Here is a 20,122-nt window from a genome sequence, read left to right on the forward strand (position 1 = left end):
CTAATTAGTTGGTATACCTTTTTATGAGCAGAGTGTAATTTAAACTAGTAGCACGCTATAGCAGCAAGAGTGTATAATTTATTTTCAAGCCATCGGTATGCCCACTGAACAGTTAACCAAAGAAAGCGACAATTTAGATTTACGACAACTGCTCAGAACGCTGTCAGCAGTCAAAAAAGGCGACTTTTCGGCACGAATGCCTATCGATCAAACTGGTATGGCAGGAAAAATCGCTGATACACTCAACGATATTATTGAACAAAATGAACGGCTAACAGCAGAACTACAACGGATTGGTAACGTTGTTGGTAAAGAGGGCAAAATTAGCGAACGCGCTTCTTTGGGCAATGTGCGTGGTGGGTGGTCTGCCTGTGTTGATTCTGTGAATACATTAATTACCGACTTAGTTCAGCCTACAGCTGAAACAGCGCGGGTGATCAGAGCAGTGGCAAATGGCGATCTTTCCCAAACCATCGCCCCAGAGATGGACGGTAGACCCCTCAAGGGAGAATTTCTCCAAACTGCCCAAATGGTCAACACAATGGTGGGACAGTTGAATGGGTTTGCCAGTGAAGTGACACGGGTTGCAAGGGAAGTCGGAACCGAAGGTAAACTTGGCGTACAAGCACAAGTTCCAGGAGTGGCAGGCACTTGGAAGGATTTAACTGATAGCGTCAACTTGATGGCGGGAAACTTAACTGCCCAAGTCCGCAATATTGCAGAAGTCACAACAGCAGTAGCCAACGGCGACCTCTCCAAAAAAATTACAGTTGATGTCAAAGGTGAAATATTGGAGTTGAAAAACACCGTCAACATCATGGTGGATCAACTCAACTCCTTTGCATCTGAGGTGACGCGGGTTGCTAGAGAAGTAGGTGCAGAAGGTAAACTCGGTGGACAAGCCCAAGTGCCGGGTGTGGCAGGGACCTGGCGAGACTTGACTGAATCTGTAAATATGATGGCAGGGAACTTAACCGCCCAAGTCCGTAATATTGCAGAAGTCACAACAGCAGTAGCCAACGGCGACCTCTCCAAAAAAATTACAGTTGATGTCAAAGGTGAAATATTGGAGTTGAAAAACACCGTCAACATCATGGTGGATCAACTCAACTCCTTTGCATCTGAGGTGACGCGGGTTGCTAGAGAAGTAGGTGCAGAAGGTAAACTCGGTGGACAAGCCCAAGTGCCGGGTGTGGCGGGTACGTGGAAAGATTTAACAGATAGTGTTAACTTCATGGCGGGTTCGTTAACGGCACAGGTGCGTAACATTGCTGAAGTGACGACAGCTGTGGCAAATGGCGACCTTTCCAAGAAAATCACCGTCGATGTCAAAGGCGAAATTTTAGAACTGAAGAACACCATTAATACAATGGTGGATCAACTCAACTCCTTTGCATCGGAAGTGACGCGGGTAGCTAGGGAAGTGGGAACCGAAGGAAAACTCGGCGTCCAAGCAGAAGTCCGCGGTGTGGCTGGCACTTGGAAGGACTTGACTGATAGCGTCAATATGATGGCAGGCAATTTAACTGGGCAAGTCCGTAATATTGCGGAGGTTGCCACAGCGATCGCCAACGGTGATCTTTCCAAGAAAATTACGGTTGATGTTAAAGGCGAAATTTTAGAACTGAAGAACACCATCAATATCATGGTGGATCAGCTTGGTTCCTTCGCTTCTGAAGTGACGCGGGTTGCTAGGGAAGTGGGTTCGGAAGGAAAACTCGGTGTCCAAGCAGATGTCAGAGGTGTGGCGGGTACGTGGAAGGATTTAACAGATAGCGTTAACTTCATGGCGGGTTCGTTAACGGCACAGGTGCGTAACATTGCTGAAGTGACGACAGCTGTGGCAAATGGCGACCTTTCCAAGAAAATCACCGTCGATGTCAGAGGCGAAATTCTGGAGTTGAAAAACACCATCAATACGATGGTGGATCAACTCAATTCCTTTGCTGGTGAAGTGACGCGGGTTGCTAGGGAAGTAGGTGCAGAGGGTAAGCTGGGCGTACAAGCGGAAGTCAAAGGTGTTGCAGGTACGTGGAAAGATTTAACAGATAGCGTCAACTTCATGGCGGGTTCGTTAACAGCGCAGGTGCGCAACATCGCCGAAGTGACAACAGCTGTAGCCAATGGCGACCTTTCCAAGAAAATCACCGTCGATGTCAGAGGCGAAATTCTGGAGTTGAAAAACACCATCAACACAATGGTGGATCAGTTGAGTTCCTTTGCATCAGAAGTGACACGGGTTGCCAGAGAAGTAGGAACCGAAGGGAAACTCGGTGTACAGGCAGAAGTTAAAGGTGTTGCCGGCACTTGGAAAGACCTCACCGGGGCAGTGAATATGATGGCAGGTAATCTCACTGACCAAGTCCGTAATATTGCAGAGGTAGCCACAGCGATCGCTAACGGTGATCTTTCCAAGAAAATTACTGTGCAGGTGAAAGGGGAAATTTTCGAGTTGAAGAACACCATCAATATCATGGTGGATCAACTCAATTCTTTTGCATCGGAAGTAACGCGGGTTGCTAGGGAAGTAGGTTCAGAAGGAAAACTCGGCGTCCAAGCAGACGTCAAAGGTGTTGCTGGGACTTGGAAAGATTTAACAGATAGCGTCAACTTCATGGCGGGTTCCTTGACGGCACAGGTACGCAACATTGCCGCAGTCACAACAGCTGTGGCAAACGGTGATCTTTCCAAGAAAATAACCGTCGATGTCAAAGGCGAAATTTTAGAGTTGAAGGACACCATCAATACAATGGTGGATCAACTTAATTCCTTTGCATCGGAAGTCACACGAGTGGCGCGGGAGGTAGGAACCGAAGGCAAACTCGGCGTCCAAGCAGAAGTGCGGGGTGTGGCGGGTACTTGGAAAGATTTAACAGATAGTGTTAACTCAATGGCGGGTTCCTTGACTTCCCAGGTGCGAAATATTGCCGAAGTGACAACGGCGGTAGCTAATGGTGATTTGTCCAAGAAAATTACTGTCGATGTTAAAGGTGAAATTCTGGAGTTAAAGAACACCATTAATACAATGGTGGATCAACTTAATTCCTTTGCATCGGAAGTCACACGGGTTGCGCGGGAGGTAGGAACTGAAGGGAAACTGGGTGTGCAAGCCTATGTTAGAGGTGTTGCTGGCACTTGGAAAGATTTGACCGATAACGTTAACTTAATGGCAGGCAACCTGACAGCACAGGTGCGGAACATTGCCGAAGTGACAAAAGCGGTGGCAAATGGCGACCTCTCTAAGAAAATTACTGTTGATGTCAGGGGCGAAATTTTAGAGTTGAAAAACACCATCAACACGATGGTGGATCAGTTGAGTTCCTTTGCATCAGAAGTAACGCGCGTTGCGAGGGAGGTGGGAACCGAAGGCAAACTCGGTGGTCAAGCCCAGGTGCAAGGCGTAGCAGGCACTTGGAAAGATTTAACTGACAATGTGAACTCGATGGCGAGTAACTTGACGGCACAGGTGCGAGGCATTGCCAAAGTGGTCACGGCGGTTGCTAACGGTGACTTGAAGCGGAAATTAATGCTAGATGCCAAGGGTGAAATTGAAGCTTTGGCAGAAACAATTAATGAGATGATTGATACCCTAGCGACCTTTGCCAACCAAGTGACGACCGTGGCGCGAGAAGTGGGTATTGAAGGTAAATTAGGCGGACAAGCGAAAGTCCCGGGGGCGGCTGGTACGTGGAAAGATTTGACCGACAACGTGAATGAACTGGCTGCCACCCTGACTACCCAGTTACGGGCGATCGCAGAAGTTGCAACTGCTGTGACTAAGGGTGACTTAACCCGGTCAATTGCTGTGGAAGCATTAGGTGAGGTTGCTATCCTTAAAGACAACATCAACCAGATGATCGCCAACCTGCGGGAGACAACGCAGAAAAACACCGAACAAGACTGGCTGAAGACCAACCTCGCCAAGTTTACCCGGATGCTGCAAGGACAGCGCGACCTGGAAACAGTATCAAAACTGATTCTCCGAGAGTTAGCACCTCTAGTTGGGGCAGCCCACGGCGTCTTCTACATCATGGAAAATACTGATAACAGTCAGTATCTTAAACTACTAAGTAGCTACGCTTACCGCGAACGCAAACATCTAGCTAACCGCTTCCAATTGGGTGAAGGCTTAGTCGGACAGTGTGCTTTAGAAAAAGAACGGATTCTGCTAACAGAAGTACCGCACGACTATATCAAAATTAGTTCTGGTTTAGGTGAAGCAACCCCAGTTAATGTTGTGGTGCTACCTGTACTATTTGAGGGACAAATCACGGCGGTAATTGAACTTGCTTCCTTCCGGCGCTTTAGCGAAATTCATCTGACATTTTTTGACCAACTCACAGAAAGTATTGCGATCGTCTTAAACACCATCGCTGCGAGTATGCGTACGGAAGAGTTACTCAAACAGTCCCAGTCTTTAGCCGAGGAATTGCAAAGTCAGCAAAATGAACTACGAGAAACCAATAAACGCCTCGAACAACAAGCCCAAACCCTGAAAGCATCAGAAGATTTACTCAAGAAACAACAAGAAGAGTTACAAAAAACTAACGCCGAACTCGAAGAGAAAGCAGAACTCTTAGCTGTACAAAACAAAGAAGTAGAACGCAAAAATCACGAAATCGAACAAGCCAGACTTTCATTAGAAGAAAAAGCCGAACAACTAGCCCTATCTTCCAAATATAAATCTGAGTTTCTCGCCAATATGTCCCACGAATTGCGGACACCACTCAACAGTTTATTAATACTAGCAAAAATTCTCGCAGACAACGTTGAAGGTAATCTTAGTGAGAAGCAAATCGAATACAGCCGCACAATTTACTCTGCTGGTAATGATTTGTTGTCACTGATCAATGACATTCTCGACTTAGCCAAAATTGAATCGGGAACCATGTCTATTGATATGGATCAGCTGCGATTAACTGATCTGCGCGAACAGGTGGAACGCACATTTAGGCAAGTAGCAGTCGACAAAAGACTAAATTTCACGATTGAATTAGACCCAGAACTACCACCGACAATCTACACTGATGCTAAACGACTGCAACAAATCCTCAAAAACCTACTGGCAAATGCCTTTAAATTCACAGAAAAAGGTGAAGTTAGTTTACGAGTGTTTGTAGCCAAGCAGGGATGGAGTTCTGACCAAGAAAACTTGAATCGTGCTGATAGAGTGATCGCTTTTGCAGTCAAAGATACAGGTATTGGTATCGCCCCCGAAAAACAAAAAATCATTTTTGAGGCTTTCCAACAAGCAGATGGTACTACCAGTCGTAAATTTGGTGGTACAGGATTAGGTTTGTCCATCAGCCGAGAAATTACCCGTTTATTTGGTGGAGAAATTAAACTAGTCAGTCGCCCGGGAGAAGGTAGCACCTTTACACTGTATTTACCCCAACCGCTTTCTGGTGCTGGGGAGATGGGGAGAACCGGAGATGGGGTGAAGTCTTCTCCCCACCACCCCACCACCCCACCACCCCATCACACTCCCATCACTCCAGTCATCGACGATAGAAACAACATCCAACCGGGCGATCGCACTTTATTAATTGTGGAAGATGATACTAAGTTTGCCCGGATTCTCTTGGACATGGTACGACAAAATGAATTTAAGGGCATTGTTGCCCATAGTGGCAACACAGGTTTAGCATTAGCCCAAGAATATCAGCCTTCTGCCATTATCCTGGATATTCGTTTGCCAGGGATGGATGGTTGGGCGGTGCTAGATCGTCTCAAACATGACGCCAATACCCGTCATATTCCTGTACATGTGATGACAGTAGAGGAAGGGAAACAACGCAGTTTACAACAAGGTGCGATCGCTTATTTGCAAAAACCGATCAGCAGTGAGACACTACACCAAGCACTGACTAAAATCAAAGGTTTCGTAGACAGGCGAGTTAAAAATCTGTTGATCGTAGAAGATGACGAAAATCAACGTCAAAGTATTGTGGCATTAATTGGTAACGGCGACGTTGCGACTACTGCTGTCAGTACTGGTAATCAAGCATTATCTGCGATCGCCAATGGAAAATTTGATTGTGTAGTTCTAGATTTAGGACTACCAGATATGAGTGGTTTTGAATTGATCGAACAAATCAAAAAACTACCAAATGGTGAGACACTACCCATTATTGTCTATACTGCTAGGGAATTGACCAGAAGCGAAGATACACAACTGCAACGTATCGCCGAGACAGTAATTGTCAAAGATGTGCGATCGCCGGAACGTCTTTTAGATGAAACTGCTTTATTCTTGCATCGTGTCCAAGCCAATTTACCTGCACCCAAACGTCAAATTCTAGAACAATTACAAAACTCTGACTTCCAACTGGCTGGGAAAAAAGTTTTGATTATCGATGATGATGTTCGCAATATTTTTGCCCTAACTAGTATGCTGGAACGTTATCAAATGCAGATTTTCTATGCAGAAAACGGTAGTGATGGTATAGAAGTTTTGCAAAATAATCCCGACATTAATGTTGTACTGATGGATGTGATGATGCCAGAAATGGATGGCTACGAAACCACCCGCCGCATCCGCGCTAACCCTGATTTTAAATCTCTGCCAATTATTGCCTTGACTGCCAAAGCTATGCAAGGCGATCGCGAAAAGTGTATTGAGGCTGGTGCATCTGACTATATTACCAAGCCTGTTGACACAGAACAATTACTGTCGTTATTGCGTGTTTGGTTGTACCGATAGTATTCGTTCCTCAGATAGAGGTATGAGTGATTATTTTGAATTTGTGGGTAGATGCAGGATTGAATTCTTTCACATTATAAATAAGATGATCAGACGATTTTGGATTTTAGATTTTGAATTTTGGATTGAATCCACAGATAAATCCACTTTCTTCTACCATCAAGTAATAATTGGTCAATTGTCAATGGCAAATCAACAACCAACAACTAACCACTAACCACCAACCACCAACACAATATTTTTATTTCATCTGAATTAATTAAAAAACATGGAGAGAGAAGAACTTGAAGATGTAGAAATTCAATTGTTATTAGAAGGTATATATCGTTATTATGGATTTGATTTTAGAAACTATGCTTTAGCTTCCCTCAAGCGCCGGATTTGGAACACTGTTAAAACTGAAGGTTTAACCACTATTTCTGGGCTGCAAGAGAAAGTCCTTCATGAACCAGAGTACCTAGAGAGATTATTATTAAACTTATCGATTAATGTCACGGCAATGTTCCGAAATCCAAACTTTTTTTTGACCTTCAGGAAAAAAGTAATTCCCATCTTAAGAACTTATCCTTTTATCCGCATTTGGCACGCTGGCTGTTCTACTGGTGAAGAAGTATATTCGATGGCAATTTTACTAAAAGAAGAAGGACTTTATCACCGCTCACGTTTATATGCCACTGACATTAATGAAATAGTTTTGCGTAAAGCTAAATCAGGAATTTTTCCATTAGTGATGATGCAAGAATATACTCATAACTATATACAAGCAGGTGGCAAGAAAGCTTTCTCTGAATATTATACAGCAGCCTATGGAAATGCTATTTTTTCCTCAGAACTTAAAGAAAATATAATTTTTTCCTTACATAATTTAGCCACGGATAATTCTTTTAATGAATTTCATGTAATTTTTTGCCGTAATGTCTTAATATATTTCAATAAAAATCTGCAACATCGAGTTCATAAACTTTTTTACGAAAGCTTAATTAGATTTGGAATATTAGGATTAGGACGTCAAGAATCGATCAGATTTACGCCCCATGAGCAAGATTATGAACAATTAGTTAGTAGTGAAAAAATTTATCGGAGAGTAAGTTAATTTTTGTGGTTTGTTGATTGTTGCTTGGAGAATCAACTACCAACCACTAACACATCGAAATATTATGAAATACCAAATTATTGTAATTGGTACATCCTTAGGCGGGTTAGAAGCATTGCAAGTCATATTATTGGGCTTGCCAAAAACTTTCCCTGTACCAATAGCTGTTGTCCAACACCGTCACAAAGATTCTGATGACACACTAAGAGTCTTATTACAAAGTTACACTAACTTAGTAGTCAAGGAGGCAGAAGACAAAGAAGAAATATTACCTGGGTGGGTATATTTAGCTCCAGCAGATTATCACTTGTTGATAGAAAGTAAAGATAAAACAGTGTCTCAACCTTACTTTTCTTTGTCTACCGATGTCCCCGTCACCTACGCACGTCCATCAATTGATGTGCTATTTGAAACTGCGGCTGATGCCTATAATCAAAAAGTTATTGGTATACTGTTGACAGGAGCAAATCAAGATGGTGTTCAAGGACTGGCAAAAATTAAAGCACGTGGGGGAATGAGTATAGTTGAAGAACCTGAAAGTGCCTTTTGTTCAATTATGCCGGCAGCGGCGATCGCATTCGGAGTAGCAGATCAAGTTTTACCCTTAGTAGATATTGCTTCTTTCTTAGTAAAAATTTGTAATTGATGATGCCGCTTTTAGAGAAGCTATAAATAGTGTACTAATTTAAGTATATAAAATTCCTTGTTACCACCCCCAAGACCTATTTTCAAGCCAGCTAAAGTTATAACTTAAGATAGTGTGAATTCAGCTAGCTTTAGCGTCACAGTCAATAGGAAGACGTAAAAACGGCTTCTTCTATTTCTAAAAGTGTATATTTGAAATGTTATTTGAGCCTAAAGTTAATGTTCTGTTGGTAGATGACCATCCAGAGAATTTGCTAGCCCTAGAGGCAATTTTAGACAGCCTTGGTCAAAACTTGGTGAGGGCTACATCAGGCGCAGAAGCTTTGCGAAATCTACTAAATCAGGATTTTGCCGTAATTTTGCTGGATGTGCAAATGCCAGATATGGACGGGTTCGAGACAGCAGCCCTGATTCGACAACGAGAGCGATCGCGGCATACACCAATAATTTTTGTAACGGCATTCAACACCAGTGACAACATGGTCTTTAGAGGATATTCTCTAGGTGCCGTAGACTACCTCTTTAAGCCCATAGAACCGGAAATATTGAAATCCAAAGTAGCAGCATTTATTGATTTGTTCCAAAAAAGTGCAGAAGTAAAGCGACAAGCCGCACAACTAGCAGCAATGAATGCTGAACTCAAAAAACGCGAAGAAATGTTTCGTTCATTGAGTGCTTGTTCACCCGTAGGCATTTTTTTAACTGATGCTCATGGTAAATGCACTTATGCTAACCCCCGCTACCATGCTATTTTTGGTTTAACCCCAGAGCAAAGTTTAGACGAAGGCTGGATCGCAACAATTCATCATGAAGAACAACAATCAGTAGTTGCGAATTGGTATGCTGCTGCTGCTGAAGGTAGGGGATATAAAGGAGAATTTCGTATCATCACTCCAGCAGGAATTGAGCGCTGGGTTTACATGTCATCATCACCAATGCTTTCCGAAGAAGGTAATGTAATTGGTTTTACAGGTACATCAGAAGACATCACAGAACGCAAAAAAGCAGAAGAAGAACATATTAAGCTCATTCGCGAACAAACAGCACGCCAAGAAGCAGAAACAGCAAATCGCCTCAAAGATGAATTTTTAGCCACCCTCTCCCATGAACTCCGCACACCCTTAACATCTATACTAGGTTGGGCAAGACTGCTGCGCCAGCGAAAATTGAATGAAGAAGCAATCACTCGTGCTATAGAAACAATTGAACGCAATGCGGATTTGCAAGCTCAGCTTATAGAAGATATTTTAGATGTCTCGCGCATTATGCGAGGCAAGCTGACTCTTAACATTTGTCCAGTTAACTTAGTTAGCTTAACTGCAACAGTTGTCAATAGCATACGTCTAGAAGCAGAAGCAAAAAAAATTCAACTTGAATACGTAGTTGAACTCAACGAAACAGAGAATACAGCGACACAACGACGCGATGACATAGAAAATAAAGAGGACGTAGGGATGCGGGTACATGGGGAAACAACGAATACAGATGAAATACTCTCCCCGTCCCCGCCTCTTCCAGTCACCGCCTCTTCCGTAATCGTCTCTGGTGATCCCAATCGCCTACAACAAGTTCTATGGAACTTGCTTAACAACGCCATTAAATTTACCCCTTCTGACGGTAGGGTAGAAGTACGCCTAGAAGTAGTAAACGATTGGGAGATAGGGAGAACCGGAGATGGGGAGAAAGTAGAATCAACCTCTCCCCACCACCCCACCACCCCACCACCCCATCACAAAAACCGCTATGCCCAAATTACCATCACTGACACAGGTGTTGGCATTAGTCCAGAATTTCTCCCCTACGTTTTTGATCGTTTCCGTCAAGCAGATGGAAGTATAACTAGAAACCACGGCGGTTTAGGATTGGGACTAGCGATCGTCCGTTATTTAGTAGAAATGCATAGTGGTAGTGTTCATGCTGATAGTCCAGGAGTCGGACAGGGAGCAACATTTAGTGTAAAGTTGCCATTGTTAGCAACACAGCAAGCACCCCAAGATCAAGAATCAAAAAACCGAGAATGTGCTGTTGCTACCAAAGCAGAAGGAAATTTCCCGAAAACACCTGTTCTCCAAAGATGGAACTTAAAACAAACAGAACAGATAACAAAAACAGCCTTCCCCAATTCTGTTGTAGAACAATCCTTGAGTGGTTTGCAGGTGTTAGTCGTGGATGGGGATACTGATACACGAGAATATGTAACCACCGTCCTGCAAGAATCAGGAGCAGAGGTAACAGCAATTGATTCAGTGCAATCGGCACTTTTAATAATTGCAAAATCCTTACCGGATGTGTTGATTAGTGATATCAGTATGCCTGAAGAAGATGGATACACATTAATACGTAAAATACGAAATTTACAGCCAGAACAAGGAAGAGATTTACCTGCGATCGCATTAACAGCTTATGCTAGACCACAAGATTGTCAACAAGCCCTTGATGCAGGTTTTCAGATGTATGTTTCCAAGCCAGTTGAACCAAATCAATTAATTCACTCCGTAGCAAAATTAATGCAGAGATTAGGTAGGGGAAGTTAGGTGGGGAGATGGGAAGTGTGAGGAGTGTGTAGACGCGCAAGCGGCTTCCCGTAGGGTGGAGTGTGAGAAGTGTGAGGGGTGTATAGACGCGCCTTCTTCGGCTTCCCGTAAGGGTGGGGTCTGAGGAGTAAAAACAACAATCAACCACTAACCACTAACTACTAACGACCACCAACCAACAAATTATGTAAATTTTTTATAATATTAAAGTCAGTAATGCTCATGTTTATATTTCGTTATTTAATTGCCTGATTAGTTGTTCTATACTAAATAGACGTTACCTGAAAAATTAATGCTCGATTTCAACAGCCTAGTGGAGTTTTCCCGCACCAACTGCGTTAGTATTTGTGCATTTCTCGTGCCAGCAAACTTACTTGCAACGCTGTTGACGATGGTTTTAGCTGTACTCCGTCGCCCTTCATATCAAGTTTGGCAATCAGCAATAGTAGCCTGTACATTTGCTGTTGTGATGATACTGCACGTTTACACTTGGTTTATGATCGGCGTAGTCATGATTCCCACTTATGTTTTGTTATGGCTAGCTATTACCTGTTTGCTTTGTAATGTAGGGTCAATTTTACTTCACAGACGCAACACCAACGCCCCAATTTTTGGAAGATAATCCCCAACACGCTTAAAAATTGTTAAAAAGCCCGTACAGACGGGCTTTTAATATTATTTAGATAGCAGTGCCATCAAAACCAAGCGGGTGTAAGAGTATGGTGTACCCCTTTCAAAGTGTTTCTTGGTGGCTTAGTGTCTTGGTGGTGAAAAATCATTTTATTAACCACCAAGACACTAAGACACGAAGATGAAAAATTAAAATTAATACAGCAACTATCAGTGTATCCTTCACTAAAATCTTTTTCTTTGTCTTCAAGGAATTATTCACATCGAATTTGTAGTTAAATTTTGTTAAGATTGGACTCGATGTGAGTTAACCTTCCCTGCTTGTTGCCTACCTTGGAGACACTCAATGCTGCGACTAGAACATATTAGTAAAATTTATCCGACTGGCGAAGTTCTCAAGGATATCAATTGGGAAGTGAAAGTGGGCGATCGCGTTGGTTTAGTTGGGGTTAACGGTGCTGGTAAATCTACCCAACTCAAAATCATCACTGGCAAAATAGAGCCAACCTCTGGCGAAGTTATTCGTCCTGCCAGTTTACACATATCCTATCTCAATCAAGAATTTGATGTAGACCCCTGCCGCACTATCAAAGAAGAATTGTGGACAGTTTTCAAGGAGGCAAACAAAGTACAGTTATCTTTGGTGGAAGTGCAACATCAGATGGAAACCGCTCCTCCAGAAGAACTGGATAAACTAATTAATAAGTTGGATAAGCTACAACGGCAATTTGAAGCCCTAGATGGTTATGGCTTAGAAGCACGTATTGGCAAGATATTACCCGAAATCGGTTTTGAACCAGAAGACGGCGATCGCCTCGTTAGTGCCTTCAGTGGTGGTTGGCAAATGCGGATCAGTTTGGCTAAAATTCTCTTGCAAGAACCTGATTTATTGCTGCTAGACGAGCCAACAAACCACTTAGATTTAGAAACAATCGAGTGGTTGGAAAATTACCTAAAAGGTTTGAATACACCAATGGTAATAGTTTCCCACGACCGAGAATTTTTAGATCGTCTCTGCACTCAAATTGTCGAAACAGAACGAGGTGTTTCTACTACTTATCTTGGTAATTATTCAGCATATTTACAACAAAAAGCTGAAAAACAAACAGCACAACTGAGTGCCTACGAACGCCAGCAAAAAGAATTAGAAAAACAACAAGCTTTTGTTGATAAATTCCGTGCTAGTGCCACCCGCAGCACCCAAGCCAAAAGCCGTGAAAAACAACTAGAAAAGATTGAGCGCGTCGAAGCCCCTACAGTTGGAGTTAAAACGCTACAATTTCGCTTTCCCCCCGCACCCCGTAGTGGTAGAGAAGTCGTGGAAATTAAAAATTTAACTCATATCTACGATGAGAAAATTCTATTTTTAGGAGCAAATCTCCTGATTGAGAGGGGTGATCGCATCGCCTTTGTTGCTCCCAATGGTGCTGGGAAATCAACATTACTGCGCCTAATTATGGGTATGGAACAACCCACAGAAGGAGTTATCAAATTAGGTCAACATAATGTGATCCCTGGATATTTTGAACAAAACCAAGCAGAAGCTTTAGACTTAGAAAAAACAGTCATGGAAACTATTCATGACGAAGTACCTGATTGGAAAAACGAAGACGTTCGCACCTTATTAGGACGCTTTTTATTCAGTGGTGATACAGTCTTCAAAAAAGTAGCAGCTTTAAGTGGTGGAGAAAAAGCGCGTTTAGCATTAGCAAAAATGCTGTTGCGTCCAGCAAATTTATTAATATTAGATGAGCCAACAAACCACTTAGACATTCCAGCCAAAGAAATGTTGGAAGAAGCACTACAAGACTACGATGGCACAGCAATTATTGTTTCCCACGACCGCTATTTTATTTCTCAGGTAGCCAATAAAATTGTGGAAATTCGTGATGGTGAATTCCGAGTCTACTTAGGTGACTATCATTACTACCTCGAGAAAATTGCTGAAGAAAAAGAACAAGCGAGATTAGCAGCGATCGCAGCCGAAAAAGCTGCCAAAAAAGCAGCCAAAGCAGCTAAGGCTACTGGGAAGAACAAGTAGAAAGGAAATCAGTGATCAGTGTCTTGTTTATTAACCAACTTGTGTAGTTTGAGAAGCGATCGCACAAACTCTTACTGATACCAGAAAGAACTATGGTTATTGTTCAGGAGTGAAGCGATCGTCCACTCATATAGGTTATTAGTCAAGCGGACTACGAACAGCTTTACGACCACGATTGAGTACGTGAGTACACATCATCGTAGTTTTTACATCCTTAAGTGTCCTAATAACTCTTGCACTGTGCGGATGTCATAGCCGTTTTGCAACAAATGGGTAGCAAAACTGTGGCGAATGGATCGCCGCCTCATTTTGTCAGGCGAGATTTCTTTAAGAGCCAGCATCAAAATTTTCAGAAAATATATGAAACATCTCCCTCAATTGCTATAGACTTACCGAGTCTCTTTGAGTTGGATAATGGAATAAACGATAAACCTACGATCGTTATACTTGGTCAAGATCCCAAGAGTCGCTAAGCCACCTAACACTTCGTTGGTGCGGACGGCACAAAGATTATCGGTGGGAGTTCTAGGTTACCTGCCGCTGCACAACTTCACCGTTAATTGTTAATGATCGCCGCATAAGTACGGACATGCAACCGACCGTATCAGGCCTTTGATCTGTCACACATCCATCACATATTTGATCTGGTTGAATAGCAACTTCGTTTTTAATGCTCAAGATTTGGTGCATACCACAAAAATAAGAAAAAATTACTAAAGTTTAAGAAATGTCTAAAAAATAGAGAAACTCTTATAAAAGAAGTTAATAAGCACAAATCTACTTGCGACTGTAGTTAGCAGTGGTATCATTCGGGTATTACAAAAAGTAAAGGGCGATTTTATTATGACCAAAGCACCTGTTGCTCCCGTGGTGCTAGTCATTTTAGACGGATGGGGCTACTGCGAGGAGACAAAAGGAAATGCTATTGCCGCTGCTAAGACTCCGGTAATGGATAGCTTATGGGCAGCATATCCGCATACCCTTATCCGCACATCAGGAAAAGCGGTAGGGTTGCCAGAGGGTCAAATGGGTAACTCTGAAGTTGGTCACTTGAACATTGGTGCTGGCAGGGTTGTACCCCAAGAGTTGGTACGCATTTCTGATGCGGTAGAAGATGGTTCCATCTTCAAAAACTCAGCACTTGTCAGCATTTGTCAGGAAGTCCGAAGTCGCAATGGTAAATTGCACATCATCGGGCTTTGTTCTGAGGGTGGTGTACACTCCCATGTTAGCCATCTGTTTGGATTACTTGACTTAGCCAAAAGTCAGGAAATATCAGACATTTGCATCCATGCAATTACCGATGGTCGCGATACCGCTCCCACAGACGGCGTTAACTCCATCGCATTAATCCAAGACTACATTGATCGGATCGGAGTCGGACGCATAGTAACCCTCAGTGGTCGCTACTATGCAATGGATCGCGATCGCCGTTGGGATCGGGTTCAACGTGCCTATGATGTGATGACAAAAGATAGCTCTGGCAATGGGCATTCTGCGGAAGAAGTTCTGCAAGCATCCTATGCAGAGGGTGTAACAGACGAGTTTATAGCCCCAGTCAGAATAGCCCCTGGAGCCATAGAACCAGGAGATGGGGTTATATTTTTCAACTTCCGTCCCGACCGCGCCAGACAACTTACCCAAGCTTTCGTTAGTCCAGAATTTAATGGTTTTGAAAGAAAGCTGATCACGCCACTGTCCTTTGCCACCTTTACACAATACGACCCAGAATTACCAGTAAAGGTTGCCTTTGAACCACAAAATTTGAGTAATATTCTCGGAGAAGTAATTTCTCAGCATCATCTCAAACAGTTTCGTACCGCCGAAACTGAAAAATACGCCCACGTTACCTATTTCTTCAATGGTGGACTAGAAGAACCCTTCCCAGGAGAAGACAGGGAACTAGTTAATAGTCCTATGGTTGCTACCTACGACAAAGCTTCGATGATGTCGGCCAAAGCAGTTACAGATGTGGCAACAGCAGCTATTGAAAAGGGTATTTATTCTTTAGTTGTAATTAACTATGCTAACCCAGACATGGTGGGACACACTGGTCAGATCCCAGCAACAGTAGAAGCCATTGAAACTGTAGATCAGTGTTTAGGTCGCCTGCTGACAAGCATCAGTAAAGCTGGAGGTACAGCAATTATTACTGCTGATCACGGCAACGCCGAACATATGATAGATGAGAATGGAAATCCCTGGACGGCTCACACTACTAACCCAGTCCCTCTGATTATTGTCGAAGGAGAACAGGCGAAAATCCCTGGTCATGGTGGCAATGTTAGCTTGCGTAACGATGGCAAACTAGCTGACATCGCTCCTACAATTTTGCAGATTTTACAGTTGCCTCAACCTCCAGAAATGACTGGGCGATCGCTTTTGCAACCAACAGAGTACGATGTGCAACTTTCTCGCACACCCGTGCAAGTGGGGCTGTAAAAAGTTAATAATAGTGAATTATGAATGAGAATTTAATACAATTCATAATTCATAATTCATAATTCATAATTCACAAACATTTTCCACTATGACCGTTTCTAACGTTGTACAAGGTATCTGGGTTTTTTCTGCAATTGCTTTAATAGTCCTAGTGTTGTTGCATAGCCCCAAAGGTGATGGTATCGCAGCCATTGGTGGACAAGCCCAATTATTTAGCAGCACTAAAAGTGCAGAAAAAACATTAAACCAAGTAACTTGGGCTTTGACAGTCATTTTTCTTAGTTTATCTGTGGTTTTGAGCGCTGGTTGGCTGCCTAAATAGAAGTGTGAGGAGTGGGGGAAGTGTGAGAAGTGGTGAAGAAGACAAGGAAGACAAAGGAGACAAACGATTCATTGGTTCCCAACCAACAACCACTAACCACTAACCACCAAACAACTACTAACATCCCAACAAGTTTAATTTGGCAACGTTTACTAGCATTTATAGGATTAGCTATAATCACGGGACTGCTGTTTATCTTAACTAACGTGCAGTCCTTTGCTGATTTTTCATATTCTCCCAGTTTCTCAACAAAATACTACGACATCACAAATCTTCCCCCCATCACCCTAGCCCCCTATCACCCCACCACTCTAGCTTCACCAAAACCCCATCCCCTACCTTCCACACTGATGCGGTGGCAAGATACAACTAATAGCGGTGACTACTTTTCTCAAGTTGCAACAACGCCAGTAGGTTATTTAGTTTGGTCACAGTTTCCAGTTAAGGTTTACATAGAAACACCATCAACAATAGATCCTAAGCAAGCCCAAGCGTGGGTTAATAGTGTCTTGCAGGCTGTAAAAGAGTGGAGTGCTTATTTACCTTTACAGGTAGTCGAAAAACAGGAAGTAGCTGATATTACTGTTATACGGAAAACCCCACCACTGCAAAAGTTGCCTAATAGCAATATTCCCCGTGCGCGTTCCGCTCAAACCACTTACGAATTTTACAATAATAAAAATATTTTATACCATCGCTTTACTATCCTGCTTAGTCCCAGCCAAACAGGACAATATCTTTTAGCTGCTGCTCGCCACGAACTAGGTCATGCTTTAGGAATATGGGGACATAGCCAGCTACAGAGTGATTCTTTATACTTTTCTCAAGTTCGCAATCCCCCACCAATTTCTGCCAGAGATGTGAACACACTGAAGCGGGTTTATGAACAACCAACTTGTTTGGGGTGGACTTTACAACGAACTATTTAGGCGTTGTATATTCGAGGGATGAAAATCATCAACAGTAGAGACGTTGCAGTGCAACGTCTCTACAAAATCTGCAACGTCTCTACAAAATCTGCAACGTCTCTACAAAATCGATGGGGTGCAATTTTATCCGCTATCATCGCAAAATTATGCAATGCCATTATTTATCTTCATTTTTAAACACTTGTTGAGAAGCCCACTGAAGTAAACCGGAAAATAAACGATAAACTGCCTGTGATAAATTGGCAGAACCAACAAATACTTCAGGCTTGTGATTCTTAGCTGCACTCCAAATCGCATTTGCCACATCTTCAGGTTTCTCGATCATAGGATTTTGGAAAAGATTTTCAATTCAAGGGGCGACGCTTACGGGCAAATAATAAAGCTGTTGCTTTACCAAGACCTTCAGAGCCGCCTGTAATTAGTACTGTAGGAGCCATATCTTAATAAATACAAAACTATTGACTGTTTTTTAGTTTGGTTAATTTTTTTATAAAAACTTCTGACTTCTGTTAGATTTTATTAGCGAATTTAGAGTTAGTATGATGCTTTTAACTAATTATTCTATTGTTTTATTTAGCTACTTCATTAACGATCAAAAACTCTAGACATAGCATATTTATCAAAATTTGGCTTGGTGGCAACTACCCGGAATTTATAAACTCAGACAGTCAATATAGCAATCCTAAACCAAAGTGCTATTTTTGCTCATAAATTAAGTTCCTGTCTCGAAGCTAGGGAACGGTGAATAGAAAACAGGGAATAGAGATTTATTTAGCAGTAAACCCATAATTCATCAGCGTCCATCGGTGTTTATCTGTGTGCATCTGTGTTCGCTATCTCAAAAATCAAACTACTCACGAATAACCCACCTGTAGTCAAATTTTCCAAAAATAAAATAGCCCACCCATAATCCATCAGCGTCCATCGGTGTATGCTGCGGGAAGCCGCCCTTAAGGGCGTCTAAATCTGTGTTTATCTGTGTTCGATACTTCAAATATCAAACCACTCACGAATCATCCACCTGTGATTCTGGCAAAGATGGACGTATGCACAGATATAGTAAAGGGCCAAATAACGGAACTAAAGCTATCAGCCAAAATATTCCAGAACTCTTCCAACCACGCCGCACCATATCATCCCCCAACAAAGCAGGAAATAATACACATAGCAGACAAAAATCACAGCTCATCACATTAATAAAGCGGCTATTTTGCCACTGCTGGACAAAATTACTCCAATCACCTTGTCCAATACCATAGCCAACCAAAATCGCTGTTCCAATAGTCAGGACAACACCCGTCCAACGAGAATCTAAGATTTTGAGCAAAACATTCTTCGCACCAGAAAACTGCGGATTTGTTTCTCTGAGAGCCAAATATGGTAACAAAGCAAACGCCCCTACAGCAAAAGAAGCAGCAGTAAATGGCCAAGCTGGAATTTTTTGCCCTCGACCATCAACAAACAGGACTGCACTGAAAACAATGGGCCAAATACCCATAATATTGAACAGTACAATCACCAAGGGATTAATACCTTGCCATTGACCAGTAGATAGATTTTTAATCAACTCAAAAGTATCGGGTTGATTGGGAGGAGCAAACAAGAAAGCATACGCAATCAATCCTAGCCAAAGCAACCCAAAAGCAATTTTTCTCATGAGGGATTTAGATAACTGAAAGCCTCCGATAAATACTCAGCAGCAGCAGCAACTAATGCGATCGCTCCTTCGTAATCTAGGCGTGTTGGCCCCAAAACTCCCACGCTTCCTACCTGTGATGAACCACGGCGGTAGGTGGAAGAAATTAGACTACAGTTACGAATTGGTTCAAGAGGATTCTCTGAACCAATCCTCACTGTTACCCGTGGTTTACCCACTTCCTCAGTCTCATTTTCCTCAAATATTAATCTCCACAGTTGTTCTTGTTCTTCCTCCAATAGTTGGATGATAGTTTGCACCTGTTGTAATTGAGCAAACTCTGGTTGTCGTAAAACTTCTGCCATCCCACGCACCATGATTTGTGTAACGCCTGGCGTCAAACTGCGACGACTAAATTCTGCCAGGGAATTTTTTAAGTACTCACCATAGTGCTGAAATTCCCGATCTAAATCACTCCAATTGAGATTAGCTACCTCTAACAAACTGCGCCCGCGTAATTGGCTATTTAAAAAGTTAGAAACAAGTTGTAATTCCCGATCTATCACTTCTGGATCAAATTGTGTGTTTTTGCCTTTTGGTGGCAAATCTAATAATGCTGAATGTGTTTCATAATTATCCGTAACTACGATCAGCATGACTCGTCCGACTTCAATTTGCACCAATTGCAAATGCCGCACCATAGCACTGACATTTTGTGGTATTGTAATCAAGGTGATGCAGCCGCTGAGGGTCGCTAAAATTTGGGCTGCCCCTTGTAATAAGCTTTCTAGACTACTATCTTCCCAATTCAAGCTATTTTGTAGTGTCGCTTCTACTTGTCTGGCTAGAGTTTCCGAAGGTGTGATCAACTGATCAACATAAATTCGATAGCCAGAGTCAGAAGGTACTCGCCCAGCAGAAGTGTGTGGTTGATAAAGTAGCCCGGCTTTTTCTAACACACCCATAGCGTTACGAATCGTGGCTGAGCTAACACCCAAGTTGTACTCTTCTAGCAGGGCTTTGGAGCCAACAGGCTCTGCTGTGGCGATGTAGTGACGTACTGTTGCCCAAAGAATGTGCTGTTGACGATTGGTTAGCTGGACTTGCATAGCTAATGTTTACCAAAGCAAAATTTTAATTAGTTTTT

Annotated in this window: 13 protein-coding genes and 1 pseudogene; 9 read left to right on the plus strand and 5 right to left on the minus strand. The window is 42.6% G+C overall.

What is annotated here, in order from left to right; translation table 11 throughout:
- The first annotated feature begins 97 nt into the window (after positions 1-97).
- The 6 genes from UYK_RS0100680 to UYK_RS0100710 all read left to right on the plus strand — a co-directional run bounded on the left by UYK_RS0100680 (position 98) and on the right by UYK_RS0100710 (position 13,646).
- Positions 98-6,703, plus strand: a complete 6,606-nt coding sequence (locus UYK_RS0100680) for a HAMP domain-containing protein (RefSeq protein WP_016870716.1) — start codon at positions 98-100, stop codon at positions 6,701-6,703.
- Between the two features lie 268 nt (positions 6,704-6,971).
- Positions 6,972-7,796 carry a CheR family methyltransferase gene (locus UYK_RS0100690; RefSeq protein ID WP_016870719.1) on the plus strand — a complete coding sequence of 275 codons (825 nt, stop codon included), beginning with the start codon at positions 6,972-6,974 and terminating at the stop codon, positions 7,794-7,796.
- 64 nt (positions 7,797-7,860) lie between these two features.
- On the plus strand, positions 7,861-8,442 hold the full coding sequence (locus UYK_RS0100695) for a chemotaxis protein CheB (protein ID WP_009460360.1): 582 nt from the start codon (positions 7,861-7,863) through the stop codon (positions 8,440-8,442).
- 196 nt (positions 8,443-8,638) lie between these two features.
- Positions 8,639-10,975 (plus strand): hybrid sensor histidine kinase/response regulator, encoded by a 2,337-nt coding sequence (locus UYK_RS0100700; RefSeq protein ID WP_009460359.1) that lies wholly within the window; start codon positions 8,639-8,641, stop codon positions 10,973-10,975.
- A 292-nt stretch (positions 10,976-11,267) separates the two neighbouring features.
- Positions 11,268-11,597: a hypothetical protein gene (locus tag UYK_RS0100705; RefSeq protein WP_009460358.1), complete on the plus strand. Its 330-nt coding sequence runs from the start codon at positions 11,268-11,270 to the stop codon at positions 11,595-11,597.
- Between the two features lie 354 nt (positions 11,598-11,951).
- Positions 11,952-13,646 carry an ABC-F family ATP-binding cassette domain-containing protein gene (locus tag UYK_RS0100710; RefSeq protein WP_016870721.1) on the plus strand — a complete coding sequence of 565 codons (1,695 nt, stop codon included), beginning with the start codon at positions 11,952-11,954 and terminating at the stop codon, positions 13,644-13,646.
- A gap of 206 nt (positions 13,647-13,852) precedes the next feature.
- Here the strand turns inward: UYK_RS0100710 and UYK_RS27860 are convergent, their stop codons facing one another.
- On the minus strand, positions 13,853-13,987 hold the full coding sequence (locus UYK_RS27860; protein ID WP_444542635.1) for a tyrosine-type recombinase/integrase: 135 nt from the start codon (positions 13,985-13,987) through the stop codon (positions 13,853-13,855).
- A 502-nt stretch (positions 13,988-14,489) separates the two neighbouring features.
- On the opposite strand from UYK_RS27860, the gene gpmI reads away from it, so the two are divergent.
- From gpmI to UYK_RS0100730, 3 genes are all read left to right on the plus strand, one after another.
- Positions 14,490-16,088 (plus strand): 2,3-bisphosphoglycerate-independent phosphoglycerate mutase, encoded by a 1,599-nt coding sequence (gene gpmI / locus UYK_RS0100720; RefSeq protein ID WP_016870723.1) that lies wholly within the window; start codon positions 14,490-14,492, stop codon positions 16,086-16,088.
- Positions 16,089-16,176: 88 nt separating this feature from the next.
- A complete protein-coding gene (gene secG / locus UYK_RS0100725) occupies positions 16,177-16,410 on the plus strand; it encodes a preprotein translocase subunit SecG (protein WP_009460354.1) in 234 nt (77 codons plus the stop codon).
- A gap of 71 nt (positions 16,411-16,481) precedes the next feature.
- Positions 16,482-17,339, plus strand: coding sequence for a peptidase (locus UYK_RS0100730; RefSeq protein WP_009460353.1), 858 nt, complete (start codon positions 16,482-16,484; stop codon positions 17,337-17,339).
- A 157-nt stretch (positions 17,340-17,496) separates the two neighbouring features.
- On the opposite strand, the pseudogene UYK_RS0100735 reads toward UYK_RS0100730, so the two are convergent.
- The 4 genes and pseudogenes from UYK_RS0100735 to hrcA all read right to left on the minus strand — a co-directional run.
- Positions 17,497-17,688, minus strand: a pseudogene (locus tag UYK_RS0100735) (oxidoreductase); the annotation flags it as partial.
- Positions 17,684-17,776: a short-chain dehydrogenase/reductase SDR gene (locus UYK_RS0100740; RefSeq protein WP_009460351.1), complete on the minus strand. Its 93-nt coding sequence runs from the start codon at positions 17,774-17,776 to the stop codon at positions 17,684-17,686. The pseudogene UYK_RS0100735 and the gene UYK_RS0100740, both read right to left, overlap by 5 nt.
- Positions 17,777-18,345: 569 nt before the next feature.
- Positions 18,346-18,996 (minus strand): hypothetical protein, encoded by a 651-nt coding sequence (locus UYK_RS0100745; RefSeq protein WP_009455169.1) that lies wholly within the window; start codon positions 18,994-18,996, stop codon positions 18,346-18,348.
- Complete coding sequence (gene hrcA / locus UYK_RS0100750; protein WP_009455170.1) at positions 18,993-20,084, minus strand: heat-inducible transcriptional repressor HrcA; 1,092 nt, start codon at positions 20,082-20,084, stop codon at positions 18,993-18,995. Before hrcA ends, UYK_RS0100745 begins: the two co-directional genes overlap by 4 nt.
- Between the last annotated feature and the right edge of the window lie 38 nt (positions 20,085-20,122).

The organism is Fischerella thermalis PCC 7521, from assembly GCF_000317225.1.
Taxonomy (GTDB): Bacteria; Cyanobacteriota; Cyanobacteriia; order Cyanobacteriales; family Nostocaceae; genus Fischerella; species Fischerella thermalis.

Excerpts from the sequence above, each read along its gene's own strand:
- UYK_RS0100680 (WP_016870716.1), top strand. The coding sequence starts at position 98 with ATGCCCACTGAACAGTTAACCAAAGAAAGCGACAATTTAGATTTACGA.
- UYK_RS0100690 (WP_016870719.1), top strand. The coding sequence starts at position 6,972 with ATGGAGAGAGAAGAACTTGAAGATGTAGAAATTCAATTGTTATTAGAA.
- UYK_RS0100695 (WP_009460360.1), top strand. The coding sequence starts at position 7,861 with ATGAAATACCAAATTATTGTAATTGGTACATCCTTAGGCGGGTTAGAA.
- UYK_RS0100700 (WP_009460359.1), top strand. The coding sequence starts at position 8,639 with ATGTTATTTGAGCCTAAAGTTAATGTTCTGTTGGTAGATGACCATCCA.
- UYK_RS0100705 (WP_009460358.1), top strand. The coding sequence starts at position 11,268 with ATGCTCGATTTCAACAGCCTAGTGGAGTTTTCCCGCACCAACTGCGTT.
- UYK_RS0100710 (WP_016870721.1), top strand. The coding sequence starts at position 11,952 with ATGCTGCGACTAGAACATATTAGTAAAATTTATCCGACTGGCGAAGTT.
- UYK_RS27860 (WP_444542635.1), bottom strand. The coding sequence starts at position 13,987 with ATGCTGGCTCTTAAAGAAATCTCGCCTGACAAAATGAGGCGGCGATCC.
- gpmI (WP_016870723.1), top strand. The coding sequence starts at position 14,490 with ATGACCAAAGCACCTGTTGCTCCCGTGGTGCTAGTCATTTTAGACGGA.
- secG (WP_009460354.1), top strand. The coding sequence starts at position 16,177 with ATGACCGTTTCTAACGTTGTACAAGGTATCTGGGTTTTTTCTGCAATT.
- UYK_RS0100740 (WP_009460351.1), bottom strand. The coding sequence starts at position 17,776 with ATGGCTCCTACAGTACTAATTACAGGCGGCTCTGAAGGTCTTGGTAAA.
- UYK_RS0100745 (WP_009455169.1), bottom strand. The coding sequence starts at position 18,996 with ATGAGAAAAATTGCTTTTGGGTTGCTTTGGCTAGGATTGATTGCGTAT.
- hrcA (WP_009455170.1), bottom strand. The coding sequence starts at position 20,084 with ATGCAAGTCCAGCTAACCAATCGTCAACAGCACATTCTTTGGGCAACA.